15 protein-coding genes and 1 tRNA gene are annotated in these 13,284 nt (G+C 67.7%); 8 read left to right on the forward strand and 8 right to left on the reverse strand.

Annotated elements, in window-relative coordinates; all coding sequences use genetic code 11:
* The first annotated feature begins 50 nt into the window (after positions 1 to 50).
* Positions 51 to 2,126, forward strand: coding sequence for a bifunctional lysylphosphatidylglycerol flippase/synthetase MprF (locus MRBLWH12_RS09975; protein ID WP_363551344.1), 2,076 nt, complete (start codon positions 51 to 53; stop codon positions 2,124 to 2,126).
* Position 2,127: 1 nt separating this feature from the next.
* Here the strand turns inward: MRBLWH12_RS09975 and arfB are convergent, their stop codons facing one another.
* From arfB to MRBLWH12_RS09990, 3 genes are all read right to left on the reverse strand, one after another.
* On the reverse strand, positions 2,128 to 2,568 hold the full coding sequence (gene arfB / locus MRBLWH12_RS09980; RefSeq protein ID WP_407357802.1) for an alternative ribosome rescue aminoacyl-tRNA hydrolase ArfB: 441 nt from the start codon (positions 2,566 to 2,568) through the stop codon (positions 2,128 to 2,130).
* 31 nt (positions 2,569 to 2,599) lie between these two features.
* A tRNA-Met gene (locus MRBLWH12_RS09985) sits at positions 2,600 to 2,675 on the reverse strand.
* Positions 2,676 to 2,761: 86 nt separating this feature from the next.
* Entirely contained in the window at positions 2,762 to 3,748 is a 987-nt protein-coding gene (locus tag MRBLWH12_RS09990; protein ID WP_341978246.1) for a helix-turn-helix transcriptional regulator, read from the reverse strand.
* 61 nt (positions 3,749 to 3,809) lie between these two features.
* Between MRBLWH12_RS09990 and MRBLWH12_RS09995 the strand changes: the two genes are divergently transcribed.
* From MRBLWH12_RS09995 to MRBLWH12_RS10010, 4 genes are all read left to right on the forward strand, one after another.
* Positions 3,810 to 4,871 (forward strand): ABC transporter ATP-binding protein, encoded by a 1,062-nt coding sequence (locus MRBLWH12_RS09995; RefSeq protein WP_363548567.1) that lies wholly within the window; start codon positions 3,810 to 3,812, stop codon positions 4,869 to 4,871.
* The gene (locus tag MRBLWH12_RS10000) at positions 4,868 to 5,647 is read left to right on the forward strand and encodes an ABC transporter permease (protein ID WP_363548569.1); all 780 of its coding nucleotides are present in this window, start codon (positions 4,868 to 4,870) and stop codon (positions 5,645 to 5,647) included. Before MRBLWH12_RS09995 ends, MRBLWH12_RS10000 begins: the two co-directional genes overlap by 4 nt.
* 61 nt (positions 5,648 to 5,708) lie before the next feature.
* Entirely contained in the window at positions 5,709 to 6,605 is an 897-nt protein-coding gene (locus MRBLWH12_RS10005; RefSeq protein ID WP_363548571.1) for a hypothetical protein, read from the forward strand.
* Between the two features lie 23 nt (positions 6,606 to 6,628).
* A complete protein-coding gene (locus MRBLWH12_RS10010) occupies positions 6,629 to 6,901 on the forward strand; it encodes a DUF4229 domain-containing protein (RefSeq protein ID WP_363548573.1) in 273 nt (90 codons plus the stop codon).
* 193 nt (positions 6,902 to 7,094) lie between these two features.
* On the opposite strand, the gene MRBLWH12_RS10015 is transcribed toward MRBLWH12_RS10010, so the two are convergent.
* The 4 genes from MRBLWH12_RS10015 to MRBLWH12_RS10030 all read right to left on the reverse strand — a co-directional run bounded on the left by MRBLWH12_RS10015 (position 7,095) and on the right by MRBLWH12_RS10030 (position 9,488).
* Entirely contained in the window at positions 7,095 to 8,066 is a 972-nt protein-coding gene (locus tag MRBLWH12_RS10015; protein ID WP_341978238.1) for a 1,4-dihydroxy-2-naphthoate polyprenyltransferase, read from the reverse strand.
* A gap of 84 nt (positions 8,067 to 8,150) precedes the next feature.
* Positions 8,151 to 8,795, reverse strand: a complete 645-nt coding sequence (locus tag MRBLWH12_RS10020) for a dihydrofolate reductase family protein (protein WP_341978236.1) — start codon at positions 8,793 to 8,795, stop codon at positions 8,151 to 8,153.
* A gap of 23 nt (positions 8,796 to 8,818) precedes the next feature.
* Positions 8,819 to 9,109, reverse strand: a complete 291-nt coding sequence (locus MRBLWH12_RS10025; RefSeq protein ID WP_363548576.1) for a DUF4287 domain-containing protein — start codon at positions 9,107 to 9,109, stop codon at positions 8,819 to 8,821.
* 16 nt (positions 9,110 to 9,125) lie between these two features.
* Entirely contained in the window at positions 9,126 to 9,488 is a 363-nt protein-coding gene (locus MRBLWH12_RS10030) for a cupin domain-containing protein (protein WP_363548578.1), read from the reverse strand.
* 45 nt (positions 9,489 to 9,533) lie between these two features.
* On the opposite strand from MRBLWH12_RS10030, the gene MRBLWH12_RS10035 reads away from it, so the two are divergent.
* Positions 9,534 to 10,559 (forward strand): ArsR/SmtB family transcription factor, encoded by a 1,026-nt coding sequence (locus MRBLWH12_RS10035; RefSeq protein WP_363548580.1) that lies wholly within the window; start codon positions 9,534 to 9,536, stop codon positions 10,557 to 10,559.
* A gap of 4 nt (positions 10,560 to 10,563) precedes the next feature.
* Here MRBLWH12_RS10035 and MRBLWH12_RS10040 read toward each other — a convergent pair whose 3' ends face one another.
* Complete coding sequence (locus MRBLWH12_RS10040; protein ID WP_341978227.1) at positions 10,564 to 11,019, reverse strand: Lrp/AsnC family transcriptional regulator; 456 nt, start codon at positions 11,017 to 11,019, stop codon at positions 10,564 to 10,566.
* A 70-nt stretch (positions 11,020 to 11,089) separates the two neighbouring features.
* Between MRBLWH12_RS10040 and MRBLWH12_RS10045 the strand changes: the two genes are divergently transcribed.
* Positions 11,090 to 12,520 carry a DUF6421 family protein gene (locus tag MRBLWH12_RS10045; RefSeq protein ID WP_363548582.1) on the forward strand — a complete coding sequence of 477 codons (1,431 nt, stop codon included), beginning with the start codon at positions 11,090 to 11,092 and terminating at the stop codon, positions 12,518 to 12,520.
* Between the two features lie 96 nt (positions 12,521 to 12,616).
* The gene (locus MRBLWH12_RS10050) at positions 12,617 to 13,279 is read left to right on the forward strand and encodes an SDR family oxidoreductase (RefSeq protein ID WP_363548584.1); all 663 of its coding nucleotides are present in this window, start codon (positions 12,617 to 12,619) and stop codon (positions 13,277 to 13,279) included.
* Positions 13,280 to 13,284: the final 5 nt, after the last annotated feature.

Genomic DNA, 13,284 nt, shown 5'->3' on the forward strand with positions numbered 1-13,284 from the left:
GCCGCGCCGAACGACGCCCGGCAAGGAAGCGGCATCGCTACGCTGAACGCATGAGCGAGCCTCGCACCCGCACACCCAACAGCATCCTGCTCTTCCTGAAGCGAATTCCGGCCACGCTGACCATGGTCGCGCTGATTCTCGTCGTCGGGATCGTGTGGCAGGGTCTGTGGATTCCGTTCGAGCGCAACGACCTGTTCGGCGCGGTGGCCTACGGGCTTCCGAATCTCACCGACGGCCGGTGGTGGACTCCCCTCACCGGCACCTTCTTCGTGAACCAGCCGTGGGTCTATCTCTTCACGATCGCGGGCTTCTGGGGCATGGCCTACCTAGAGTTCCGGCGCGGCTCCCGCGTGGCCCTGGCGTACTACTGGATCGGGCAGCTCTTCGCGATCCTCGCCACGGCTCTGCTTCTGCTCCTCTTCTCACAGCTGCAGTGGGAGTGGGCGCAGGTGCAGGCGACCGCGCTCGATGTCGGTGCTTCCGGCGGCACGATGGCGTGCATCGCCGCCGCGATCGGGCTGTTCCGTCCGCCGTGGCGGGTGCGCGGCTGGCTCATCCTGCTGGGTTTCGTGTTCGTCGCGATGCTGTTCTGGGGAGCGATCGCCGACCTCGAGCATCTGCTCGCCGTGCTGCTCATCCTCGTCGTCGACAGGACGCTCCGCATCCGGCGGACCACCGTGCGCGAGCAGCGCCTCATCGCCGTGATGGCGGTGCTTGTTCTCGGCGTGACGCAGATCATCACGATCCTCGTCCCCACCGATGGCCCCTTCGGTCCGACCGAGCCGGCATCCGGCGGATTCATCGACGTGGCTCTCGACACCGTCGTGATCCTCATGGTCGTGAACGGCCTGCGCCGCGGCCGTCGCTGGTCGTGGGTGCTGGCGATCATCCTCAGCGTCTTCAACGTACTCGTGGCGGCACTCATCCTGGCCGCGATCATCATCACGAGCGAGGCGCGGATCGAGGCTCAGATCGACGGCGAGACCGAACTCGCACTCGGGAGCGGGTTCCTGTGGTTGCTGGTTCTCATCTACCTGATCTGGGTGCGTCGCGCGTTCCGCGCGCGCCGGTCCTCCACCCTCGGATTGCAGCCCTCTCCCGACATCGATGAGGTGAAGGCGGCGTTGCACGCGCACGGCGGCGGGACACTGTCGTGGATGTCGACGTGGGAAGGCAACAGCTACGCCCGCACCGAGCACGGCATCGTGACATACCAACGGCGCGGCGGGGTGGCGCTGGCGCTCGCCGACCCCATCGGCCCCGCCGAGACGCGTGGTCAGGCGGTCGAGGAGTTCATCCGCATGGCGGAGCACGCCGGCCTTGTGCCGTGCTTCTTCAGCGCCGATGCGGATACCCGCGCTGCGGTGCCATCGTCGTGGCGCAGCATCGTCGTCGCCGACGACACCATCGTCGACCTGCCCGGTCTCGCCTTCACCGGCAAGCAGTGGAACTCGGTGCGCTCATCCCTCAACCGCGCGGGGCGCGAGGAGATGACCTTCCGGATGACGCACCTCAAAGACGAGACGTGGGGCGTGCGGCAGCAACTGCGTGCGATCTCGGAGGCATGGGTCGGCGACAAGGACCTTCCGGAGATGCGATTCACTCTCGGCACCCTCGATGAGGCTGAAGACCCGGAAGTGCGGCTGGCACTGGCTGTCGCCCCGAACGGCGATGTCGACGGATTCCTGTCGTGGCTTCCGGTCTACGGGAGCGACGGATCGGTGCACGGCTGGACGCTCGACCTCATGCGACGCCGAGACGGCGGATTCGGTCCGGTGATGGAGTTCCTCATCGGCTCCTCGGCGAAGCTGTTCTCCGAGGAGGGCGCGCAGATCATGTCACTCTCCGGGGCTCCACTCGCCCACGATTACCCGCCGGATGCCGGTATGATCGCTGCGCTCAGCGACAAACTCGCCGAGTCTCTCGAGCCGGTGTATGGATTCGGGTCGTTGCACAAGTTCAAGCAGAAGTTCAATCCGCGGTACGAGACGATGTACCTGCTGTTCCGCGACGAGAGCGATCTGACGCGCATCGGCGGAGCGCTCACCCGGGCATTCCTCCCGGATGCCACGCTGCGTCAGTTCGCCGGCGCCGGGCTGGAACTCGTGCGGGGCGGGAAGGACTGAATCACGTATCGCGCGGCCTCCGGCGCAACTGCTTGACGTCGGTCCGCTGCTGCTTCGCCTTCAGCCGTCGCTCCTTCGAGCCTCGACTCGGCTTGGTCGGTCGGCGCGGCGGTGCCGGCGGGCGCAGCGCCTCGGCCACGATCGTGGCGAGCCGATCCCGTGCGGCATCACGGTTTCGCACCTGCGCCCGGTGCTCGGAAGCGACGATCGTCAACACGCCGCCGACGAGACGACCGCTGAGCCGCTCGAACAGCCGCTCGCGCTGAATCGGCGAGAGGGCCGTCGAACCGGCCGCATCCCAGACGAGTTCCACCCGCGAGTCCGCGGTGTTCACACTCTGTCCGCCGGGACCCGACGAGCGCGAGAATCGCCACGACAACTCGGATTCGGGGATCGTGAGCCCCGCCGAGATCCGCAGACCGGGGCGATGAGAAGCAGGCATGGAACCATCATCCCCTGCATGATCTGCGAAGTGGACGCGACGGCGGGAGTCGAACCCGCCACGCCATCAGGTATGAACTGAGGCCCGGGACCGCCCGGATCGCCGCGATGGGAATGACGTTACCTGGCCGTGACCTGCCTGGCCAGGATCGTTGCCTGGGATAACCCTATGAGTCGGTCGATGACATCGACGATCAGCCGCGGACGCTGGGTGTCGGGGCGTCGATCGCGCGCAGCATCCGCTCCAGTGCCTCGCGGAGTTCGGCGCGCTCCGGTTCGGGGAAGTCGGTGACGTACTCCACTCCCGCCGGGATCCACAGCAGTGCGTACATCGCTTCGCGCCAGTCCGAGCCGCCGACCGGCCACCGGGTCCGCGTCTCCCCCTCGGCACTCGCACCCTGGGACCAGACGCCGAACCATTCCTGCATCTTCGCGAGCGGCAGGTCCATCACGGCGTCCACTTCGACTTTCTGCGGCGACCACGACGAAGCGACGAGGATGCGCTCCTCGATCTCCTTCTCGCTGATGTCGCGCGGTACGAACAGGGCTCGCGTGTGCTCGACCGACTCGATCCGGTCGATGCGGAAGGTACGCCAGTCGTCGCGATCGAGATCCCAGCAGAGCAGATACCACTTGCGACCGGCGGGCGCGAGCACCTGCGGTTCCACCCTTCGGATGCTCTCGACGCCGGCTGCGTCGACATAGCGCAGCCGCAGCCTCTCGTTGTCACGGGCGGCAAGCGCGATCTCGCCGATGACCTCCGGGGAGACGACCGGGCTGTCGCCGATGCGCGTCGGCTGCACGGACGCAGCGAGCGCGTTCACCCGACGCCGGAGTGCAGCCGGCAGCACCTGCTCGAGTTTCGCCAGCGCGGTGAGCGTGACCTCGGCACCGCCGACGAGCTGCTGGGTCGCCGCCACGCGGAGGCCGATCGCCATCGTCACCGCCTCGTCGTCGGTGAGCAGCAGCGGCGGCACCGCGCTGCCCGCCTCCAGGCGATACCCGCCGGCAGCGCCGGGCGTCGATTCGACGCGGTAACCGAGTTCGCGGAGCCGGTCGACGTCGCGGCGCACTGTGCGTTCGGTGACACCGAGGCGTCCGGCCAGCTCGGTCCCCGGCCAATGCCGGTGCGTCTGCAGCAGGTTGAGCAGTGCGAGTGCGCGAGAGGTGGTGTCGGACATGTTCACAGATTGCCAGACATTGCGGACAGGATCTGTCCTGGTTGCTTTCTACTGTCGATCCATGACGAATCAACCGATCATCGAAACAGAGGGCCTGACCAAGGTCTTCACCGCCAAGAAGACCTCGGTGCAGGCTGTCACCGACGTCTCCTTCACCGCGACGCGCGGCGAGCTCGTCGCGTTCCTCGGGCCCAACGGCGCCGGCAAATCCACGAGCCTGCGGATGCTCACCACGCTCATCCCGCCCACCTCGGGGACGGCACGGGTCGTCGGACGCGACATCCGCACGGATGCCGCGGGCGTACGAGCTCGGATCGGGTACGTCGGCCAGCTCACCAGCGGCAGCTTCGCCCAGCGCGTCCGTGACGAACTGCTCAGCCAGGGTGCGTTCTACGGGATGTCGCGGCGCGACAGCATCCGCCGAGCCGACGAACTGATCGAATCGCTCGATCTCGGCAGCTTCGCGACACGTACGGTGCAGCAGCTCAGCGGTGGACAGAAGCGCCGGCTCGACATCGCCCTCGGTCTCATGCACGCGCCGCCGCTCATCTTCCTCGATGAGCCCTCCACGGGTCTCGACCCGCAGAGCAGGGCGAACCTCTGGGACCACATCCTCGACCTGCGCACCCAGCACGGCACCACGGTGTTCCTCACCACGCATTACCTGGAGGAGGCAGACCGCTACGCGGAGCGGGTGATGGTCATGGACAAGGGACGCATCATCGCCGACGACGACGCCACCGCGCTCAAGGCGACGCTCGCCGGCGACGTGCTCACCTTCGGATTCGCGGATGCCGCAGACGCGACCCGCGCACGGGCGATCGTCGCACGGCTCAGCAACGCCGACATCACCCTCGACGAGGCCTCCCTCTCGCTCGCGGTGCCCGACGGTGATCAGCTCCTCCCGATCGTGATCCGCGAGCTCCACGCCGCCGGCATCACCGTGCGGAGCGCGACCGGCGTTCCCCCGACCCTGGACGACGTGTTCCTCGCCCTCACCGGACGCACACTCCGCGAAGCCGGGGAAGGCGCAGCCGAATCATCCACCGCGGACGACCTCACGGCCGCATCATCCACGGGAGCATCCGCTCCCGAAACAGAGAAGACCGGAGTCCTGTCATGACCATGAACGAAACCCTCGTCCGGCCGAACCTCGCACGCGACACTCGCAACGTGCTCGCCCGCGAGCTCAAGCCGGTCGTCCGTGATCCCTTCACGCTGATCTTCAGCCTGCTGCAGCCGCTGGTGTTCCTCGGCCTCTTCGGGCCGCTGCTCGTCGGAAGCTCCGGGCAGCCCGCCGGCGAGACGCTGGCCTGGTTCGTGCCTGGCGTGCTCGTGATGATCGTGCTGTTCGGCACCGGCGCGACCGGGTCGAACCTGCAGTACGAGATGATGACCGGCTCGCACGAGCGCACGTTGGTCGCTCCCCTCGCGCGGTCCTCTCTCCTGGTCGGGCGCGCCCTGAAAGAGATCGCTCCGATCGTCATCCAGGCGCTCGTGATCGTGCTCATCGCCTGGCCGTTCGGGTTCGCCATCCATGTCGGCGGACTCCTGATCGGGCTCGCACTTCTCGCGGTGTTCGGCGTCGGTCTCGGCTCGTTGTCGTACTCGCTGGCGCTGGCCACGAAAGATCGCGAATGGCTCTTCTGGGGCGTGCAGCAGTCGCTGATCTTCCCGCTGCTGATCCTCTCTGGCATGCTCATGCCGCTCGATGACGGCCCGGCATGGATGCGCGCGGTCGCATCGGTGAATCCGGTGAACTGGATCGTGCAGGCCGAAAGGGCGCTGTTCGCGGGTGATCTCGGCAGCAGCACCGTGCTATGGGGTGCGGTGTCAGCGATCGCGGTGGCTGTGGTGGGGCTGATCGTCGGCGTGCGGTCCATCCGTCGCAGCAGCTGAGCGCCGGCATGCTCCCTCGTCGCAATGTGCAATCCGAATGCGGATCAGCGACGATGGGAGCATGCTCTGGCCCTTCGGATCGACCTGGCGTCCGATGCGGCAGAAGCTGCGCGGCACCGTCGATCTGCGGTGGCTGACCGCGCGCTCCTGGACGACGAAGTGGTATCCCCAGGGCATCGATCTCGGCATCTGGGAAGGGCGGCGCACGCTGGCCGTCAGCTGGTTCCGGCAGGATCGGATGCGCCAGCACCTCGCATCCCGTATCGCATTCGTGGATCTGGAGCGCTCGCGTCACCGCGACGTCGCGCTCGCCATCGAAGACGCCGATGGCGAGCTGCTTCCCGCGCAGATCCATGCCGGGGGTCTCGCCTGGTTCGGCGATCGACTGTTCGCCGCCGCCACCGGGCAGGGCATCTGGGAGTTCGATCTCTCCGACCTCCGCCGCGTGCGCGGTCCGCTCGCGCGGCGACTGGCCGGCGCGCGGGGACGGGGCCGGCGGGCGGTCGCGCTCGTCGCGGTGCGTTCCCGCGTGCATCCAGTGCCATTGCGATGCTCCTACCTCGGTCGGGTGTTCGATGATGCCGGCCAGCCGCTGCGCCGCGTTCTCATCGGCGAGTACCGCGACGACGAGAACGGGCGGATCGGCGAGTTCTCGATTCCGGAAGATCCGGACGGGCGGTTCGATCGCCTGGATCAGTTCTCCCCCGGCATCCCGAGCATGCAGGGCGCCGTGCGCTGGGGCGACCGCTACCTCGTCTCGCAGTCCGACGGGATGCGAGCGGGCGTCCTGTGGAGCGGAGGCCGCGATTCGCTGAAACGCGACAGCGTTGCGCTGCCGGTCGGCTGCGAAGATCTCGCACTCGATCTGGAGGCCCGGCTGCTGTGGTCGCTCGGCGAGCATCCGTGGCGTCGCGTGGTCCGCGGCATTCCCTTCTCACGGCTCGGATTCGACGCATAGAAACGCGAACGTACACTGGTCAGGTGAAGTTGCCACCCCTCCTCGTCTACACCGTGCTGCGGTTGCTCGCGTTCCTCGTGCCGCTCGCGATCCTGTGGTTCTTCTTCCCCATCTTCCGCGAATTCTGGTGGCTCGCAGCGATCTTCGCCGCCCTCATCGGCACCAGCATCTCGCTGCTCTTCCTGCGTGCACCCCTGTCGGGCGCCTCGGCGGAACTGCACGAGCGCCGAAGCGCACGCGCGGCCGACCGTCAGCGCGACGAGGATGCCGAAGACGAAGCGGCCGACCGCACCTGATCACGCTGCAGCACTGACAAACCTCCCCTGGGGAGGGGACGCACATTGTCGCGTGGACCACTGGGAAGCGGCCATCTGCGACCCCCTCGCAGCTGCGCCTCGGCACGAGGGGACGAACATTGTCGCGTTGAAGGGGATGAGGCGACCATCTGCGTCCCCTGTCCTGGTCGACGCGCGAAGGGCGCCGAACGGATCAGCCCACGAACGCCCAGAAGAGCGCGCCCGCGTAGAGGAGCGCCGCCAGCGACGTCAGTCCGAGGGCGATGACCAGCTCCTGCGCCTTGCGGTAGGACCAGACGATGGCGATCGCCGGGAGCGCGGCGAGGAGAGCCAGCAGAGCCAGCCAGGCGATCGGGAACAGCAGCGCGAGGAAGCTGGAGAGGCCGAACGGCACCAGCACGAACACCGTGTACAGCACCTGGGTCGCCCGGCGGCCGATGAGCACGCTCAGCGTGCGCTTGCCGACCGCGCGGTCCTGGTCGATGTCGCGGAGGTTGTTGGCGAGCAGCACGGCGCACGCGAAGAGGCCGGCGGCGATCGCTCCCACCCACGCCTGCTGCGGCAGGTCGAAGATCTGCACCCAGGTCGTGCCGAGGGTTGCGACAAGACCGAAGAACACGAAGACGAAGACCTCACCGAGGCCGTAGTAACCGTAGGGGCGCTTGCCGCCGGTATAGAACCACGCCGCGGCGATGCACACGGCGCCGACGGCGAGCATCCACCACTGCCCGGTGCGGATCACGATCGCGAGCCCCGCGATTGCGGCGAGCGCGAAGAAGACGAGGCCGACGGCGAGCACGCGCTTCGCCGGAACGCGTCCGGATGCGGTGAGCCGGGCAGGACCCACGCGCTGCGCGTCGGTGCCACGGATGCCGTCGCTGTAGTCGTTCGCGAAGTTGACGCCGATCTGCAGCAGCACCGCGACCGCGAGGCAGGCGAGCGCGATGACCCAGTGGAACTCCGGGCCGGTGCTGCGGGCAGCCCCCGTTCCGATCAGGACCGGGGCCACGGCGAGCGGCAGGGTGCGCAGACGGGCAGCCCCTATCCAGTCGCGGACGGTGACCGGTCCGGCCTCCACGACAGGGCGCCGCGCCGGGTTGCCGCTGGTGCGGTTCGGCGTGCGCTTCGGGCTCGTGCTCTTCTTACGCTGGGAGGATGCTGCCACGCAGGGAATCCTACTGGCAGCATCCTTTCCGGTCGTTGAGCGACCCCGGGCTGACGAAACGCGTCGATCCGGCGTGCGCCGCGGTCAGCGCCGGGTGAAGGTCACATGCGTGACGCCGCTCTCGGCGACCTCGCTGCTGATGTCGTAGTCGTTCTCGAGACCGCGCAGATCGTCCCAGATGCGCTGTCCACGCCCGAGCACGATCGGCACCACCGCGAGATGGATACGGTCGACGAGACGTGCCGCGATGAACGAGCGCGCGACCTCGACGCCGCCGCCGATCCGCACGTCCTTGCCACCCGCGGCCTCGGTCGCGCGGGCGAGCGCCTCCTCAGGAGTCGCGTCGAGGAAATGGAAAGTCGTACCGCCGAGCATCTCGATCGCGGGGCGGGGCGTGTGCGTGAGCACGAAGACCGGCGCATGGAACGGCGGCTCGTCGCCCCACCATCCACGCCAATCCGGATCATCGGGGTTCGCCTGCAGCCCGAACATCCCTGCTCCCATGATCTCGGCGCCGACGCCCTCGAAGTATCCACTCGCGTACTTCTCGTCGACGCCCGTCGTGCCGGCGCCCGACGCATCGCCGAGGACGCGCTCGCGCATCGTCCTGGTCGAGACATAGGCGGCGACCAGGCGCCCCCAGTCGTCGCCGAACGGGTTCTCCGGCGTCTGGTCGGTCGTCGACGCGAATCCGTCGAGTGAGATGTTCAGGTCGATGCGTACTGCCATGTTCGCGCTCCTCCGGTGCGGGATCAGGGGTTCGGGTTGCTGTCTTTGCCGTCGAGCCAGAGCGTGTCGGACTTGTCGCCGTGCGGGCCGCTTCTTCCGACGTGCTTGTCGCCGATATGCGGCCCCTTCGTGATCACGTGCACGAGTGCCATGGCGTGGCCCTGCCCGAGCGCGTACTCCTCTTTCAGCCACGCGATGATGGGCGTGGCCTTGGTGCTCGCGTCGAACCCCTTCTCGGTGGCGAGTTCGATGAACTGCCGCGGGGTGAGGCCGGTCTTGGTCTCGATGTTGTCGAGGTATGCCTGGAACGACATCTGGTTCTCCTGTTTCTCAGTCCTCGTCGAGGAACGTCTGGATGATGGTGGCTGATGCGTGGATGCCGATGATGCGCAGCAGCCCATCTCCGACATTGGTGAAGCAGTGCGGCACGTACGCCGGACCGGTGGCGGTGTCGCCGGCCTCGGCGTCGAATGTCTCCTCGCCGATGGTGACCCGGGCGGTGCCCTCAAGGACGACCCAGGTCTCAGAATAGGGATGCCAGTGCAGACCCGGACCTTCGCCCGGCTGATTCTCCACGTAGAAGTACGAGACGTCGGCGCCGTGCTCATCGCCGACGAACTTGCGGCTTCGGCCCGCGCCTATCCGGATGTCAGCTCCGGCGACGACCCCGTGAGGAAGTGATGTGCTGTTCATGTGCCCAGTCTCGACAGCGTGAGAATGGCGGCCTAGAGTTTCGATGTGGATCGAAACAAGGGCCCGATCGAAGGGGTCGAGCATCCAGACCACCGCGTCGAGTTCCAGCTGAGCCCCGGCGACATCCAGGCCGTCCGATTCGGCATCTCCCCCGGACACGAGCTGGCGCATGCCGTGCGCATCCTGCTGCGACCCGAGCAGCACCCCTTGCAATGGGGTTGGTTGCGCGCGGTGCGCGACCGCCTCCCCCGGGACAGCTTCGGTCTGCTCGTGGCCGTCATCGGCGACGACGGCTATCTGCCGGACTTCCTGACTGCGACTCCTCGCTGGGACATGACACCCGACGCCGAACTCGCCGCGCTCCGCGAGACAGCGCTCGAGCCGATGAGGGTCGACTTCGGCAAGATGGTGAAGCGTTCCTCGGGCTCCAGACAGCAGGCGCTGCGTGGCATGCAGGAGCACCCCGCGCGAGCGAGGAGCATGATCGCCGACGCCTGGTCGGAAGTCTGGGATGCCGCGCTGGCACCGGTGTGGCCGCAGCTCGAACGACTGCTGCGCGCAGACATCGCCGTACGGGCGCGCACCATCGCCACGAATGGTCTTTCGGGGATGGCGAACGACCTGCACCCCAAGGTCAGCTGGGGCGACGGTGCCGTACGCGTCTCGCTGCGCAGACACAGCGAGCAGGTCGACTGCCAGGGCAGCGGGCTCGTTCTCGTGCCGTCGGTGATGTCATCGTGGGGATGCATGGTGCTGACCGAGCCGCCGGCGCAACCGACGCTGTTCTATCCGGCACGCGGTGTCACCGCCGGGTGGGCGCGTGATCAGGTCGAGGTCGCGGCATCGCTCAGCGCCTTGCTCGGCCCCGCTCGCGCCGGCATCCTGATGAGCGCCGGAACCGTACGCACGACCTCTCAGGTCGCCGAGGACACGAGCATCGCGGTATCCACGGCATCCCATCACCTCACCGTGCTCCGCGAGGCCGGGCTCATCGGAAGCGAACGCGACGGCGCCAGGATGCTGCACCTGCGCACCCCTCTCGGGGAGGCGATGGTCGGCGCCGTGCTGTGATCGCCTACGGCGTTTCGGCCGTCACGAGCGGGCGGTGCTCGTAGTAGGTCTGCAGGACGACGGTCGTGCGAGTGCTGACGTTCGCGGAGAGGCGGATGTCACGGACGAGCTCCTCCAGCGCCCGCGGCGAGGCGACCCGTACGAAGAGCATGTAGCTGGCGTCGCCGGCGATCGAATGGCACGCCTCGATCGCGGTGAGGTGCTCGAGAAGCTCCGGGGCGTTGTCCGGCTGAGCGGGATCGAGAGGCGTGATCTCGATGAACGCCGACAGCGGTGTTCCGACCGCTTCCGGATCGAGGATCGCCCGGTAACCGGCGATGACACCGCGGGTCTCGAGGCGGCGCAGGCGCGACTGCACGGCCGACACCGAGAGCCCGACGGCATCCGACAGTTGCGACAGCGTGGCACGCCCGTCGAGGGAGATGGCAGCGAGGATGGCGTGGTCGACAGGATCATCCATGCATGGAATAATAACTGTAGTTACCGGCAATCGCCGGAATATTTCCTGCATTCAGCGATCGGAGGTCCCGATGTCCCTCACCACCACCCACAGCAACGCTTTCATCGGCGAACCCGAGGTCGTCGAGGACGCTTCCCTCGTCGAAGCATCCGCCGCCTGGATCCAGCTCAAGGACGCGGCGATCGCGATCCGCGAGCTGCAGACCAAGGACGGCTCGATTCCGGATGCCACGCACCACGCCGCAGCACGCGAGCTCGTCGCCGCGATCACGGCCGGCATCCGCACACTCGCGCCCGCTTTCCCGCACGACGCCGACTACCTGGCCGCATCCGTCGTCGACTTCGACCGCTGGGCTGCCGACGGCTTCGGCGTTCCGGACTTCTACGACTCGCTCGTGGCCTTCCAGCCGCAGCTGCACCGCGTCGACGGAATCCGCCACCTGGTCGTGTTCCCGATGTACACGCAGAACGGCTCCAGCGACCGCCTCGTCGAGGCGCTCATCGTGGAGGCGATCTGGCCGGACTTCATCGCGGAGCTCGAAGCCGGCGACTACGGCAACAAGCTGTTCCTCTCGCTGCGCCTGGTCGACTTCACGCCCGGCTACGACACGAACTCGGCAGTGCTGTTCCCGGAGACCGTCGCGATGCGCGAGATCCCGACCTTCACGTGGGGCGCGATCTTCCAGGACCGCGAGGCCGCCCGGTACCGCCGCGTGACCCGCGCAGCGGCGGAGATCACGAAGCTGGAGATGCCGGCCGCCGCCGCAGCGATGCTCGACGATCAGGCGCTCACCGAGCGGGCCTTCGTGATGTGGGACATCATCCACGACCGCACGCACATGCGCGGAGATCTGCCGTTCGACCCTTTCATGATCAAGCAGCGCATGCCGTTCTTCCTCTACTCGCTCGAGGAGCTGCGGTGCGACCTGACCGCGTTCCGCGAGTCGGTGAAGATCCAGCGCTCGCTGTCGGCGCGCGTTTCGAACGGCGAGGAGCTCACGGCAGCCGAGCAGGAGATGCTCGAGCACGCTCCCCTCGCCCAGTACGCCGTCATCTTCGACCGGATCTTCCGGTTCTCGATCACCGGTTCGCGGGTGCGCAACTACGACGGCCTCGGCGGCCAGCTCCTGTTCGCCTGGCTGCACCAGCGCGGCGTGCTGCACTGGACCGACACGCAACTCGCGTTCGACTGGGACGGCGTGCCGGATGCCGTCGTCGCCCTCGGTGACGCGATCGACGAACTCTACTGGCGCTCGATCGACCGCCCGAAGACGTCGCACTGGCTCGCCGCGTACGACCTGGTGCGCAGCGTGCTCACCCCCCACCCGGCATCCGCGTGGGCTCGTGGCCTGTCGGACGAGGTCCTGATGGGCGCACCGAAGGGCTTCACCGACGCCGTACTGGACGACGAGTTCCCGCTGTCGATGTTCTTCGAGGCCCTCGACAAGAAGATGAAGCCGGTCATCGAATCGACCGTCGGCATCCGCGGCACCGACGACTGAGAAGACTTCACGTCGACGCACCAGCCTGAACGACTTCGGCGGCCACATCCTCAGGGATCGGCCGCCGAAGTCGCATCGATCCACGAAAGTGAACTCATGAACGCATCGGATGCTGCAGGCGTCTCCGGACGCACCATCGTGCTGGCTGGCGCGACAAGCGACTCGGGTCTCGCCGTCGCCCGCGCCCTGATCGCTGCCGGGGCGCGCGTGGTGGCCACGGGCCGTTCGGCCGCACGCCTGGAGCCGCTGCATGCGGCAGGCGCGCAGGTCGAGGTCGCTGATGCGACTTCGCTGTCCGATATGACGGCGCTGGCAGAGCGCCTCGGCACCGTCGATGCCCTCGTGCCGTTGGTCGGCGGCTGGCGCGGCGGCGGCGGACTCGCCGGACAGTCCGACGAAGACTTCCTGGCGCTGCTGCCCGCACTGGAGGCAGTTCGTGCGACCAGCCGCGCTTTCGACGCAGCGCTTCGCGCAGCGGAGGCCGGTCGTTTCGCGATCGTTTCATCGACCGCCGTCGCTCGCCCGCTGGCCGGCGGCGCGAACTACGCCGCGGTGAAGGCCGCGAGCGAAGCGTGGACGCGCGCCGTCGCGCAGGGCTTCGCCAAGACGGCAAGGGATGCCGGAGAGCCGCTGCGCGCGGCATCCGTCGTGTTCCGCGCCAAGGCGCTCGATTCAGAGTCTCTGGCGCACGCGATCGCAGGGCTGTGGGACGACGACGCCACCGAACTCAACGACCGGATCATCGACCTCGACGCCTGAGCGAC

It is taken from the genome of Microbacterium sp. LWH12-1.2 (genome assembly GCF_040675825.1).
GTDB lineage: Bacteria > Actinomycetota > Actinomycetes > Actinomycetales > Microbacteriaceae > Microbacterium.

What these genes read in the sequence shown, in the direction of transcription:
- MRBLWH12_RS09975 (WP_363551344.1), top strand. Translation starts at nt 51, where the DNA reads ATGAGCGAGCCTCGCACCCGCACACCCAACAGCATCCTGCTCTTCCTG.
- arfB (WP_407357802.1), bottom strand. Translation starts at nt 2,568, where the DNA reads ATGCCTGCTTCTCATCGCCCCGGTCTGCGGATCTCGGCGGGGCTCACG.
- MRBLWH12_RS09990 (WP_341978246.1), bottom strand. Translation starts at nt 3,748, where the DNA reads ATGTCCGACACCACCTCTCGCGCACTCGCACTGCTCAACCTGCTGCAG.
- MRBLWH12_RS09995 (WP_363548567.1), top strand. Translation starts at nt 3,810, where the DNA reads ATGACGAATCAACCGATCATCGAAACAGAGGGCCTGACCAAGGTCTTC.
- MRBLWH12_RS10000 (WP_363548569.1), top strand. Translation starts at nt 4,868, where the DNA reads ATGACCATGAACGAAACCCTCGTCCGGCCGAACCTCGCACGCGACACT.
- MRBLWH12_RS10005 (WP_363548571.1), top strand. Translation starts at nt 5,709, where the DNA reads ATGCTCTGGCCCTTCGGATCGACCTGGCGTCCGATGCGGCAGAAGCTG.
- MRBLWH12_RS10020 (WP_341978236.1), bottom strand. Translation starts at nt 8,795, where the DNA reads ATGGCAGTACGCATCGACCTGAACATCTCACTCGACGGATTCGCGTCG.
- MRBLWH12_RS10025 (WP_363548576.1), bottom strand. Translation starts at nt 9,109, where the DNA reads ATGTCGTTCCAGGCATACCTCGACAACATCGAGACCAAGACCGGCCTC.
- MRBLWH12_RS10030 (WP_363548578.1), bottom strand. Translation starts at nt 9,488, where the DNA reads ATGAACAGCACATCACTTCCTCACGGGGTCGTCGCCGGAGCTGACATC.
- MRBLWH12_RS10040 (WP_341978227.1), bottom strand. Translation starts at nt 11,019, where the DNA reads ATGGATGATCCTGTCGACCACGCCATCCTCGCTGCCATCTCCCTCGAC.
- MRBLWH12_RS10045 (WP_363548582.1), top strand. Translation starts at nt 11,090, where the DNA reads ATGTCCCTCACCACCACCCACAGCAACGCTTTCATCGGCGAACCCGAG.
- MRBLWH12_RS10050 (WP_363548584.1), top strand. Translation starts at nt 12,617, where the DNA reads ATGAACGCATCGGATGCTGCAGGCGTCTCCGGACGCACCATCGTGCTG.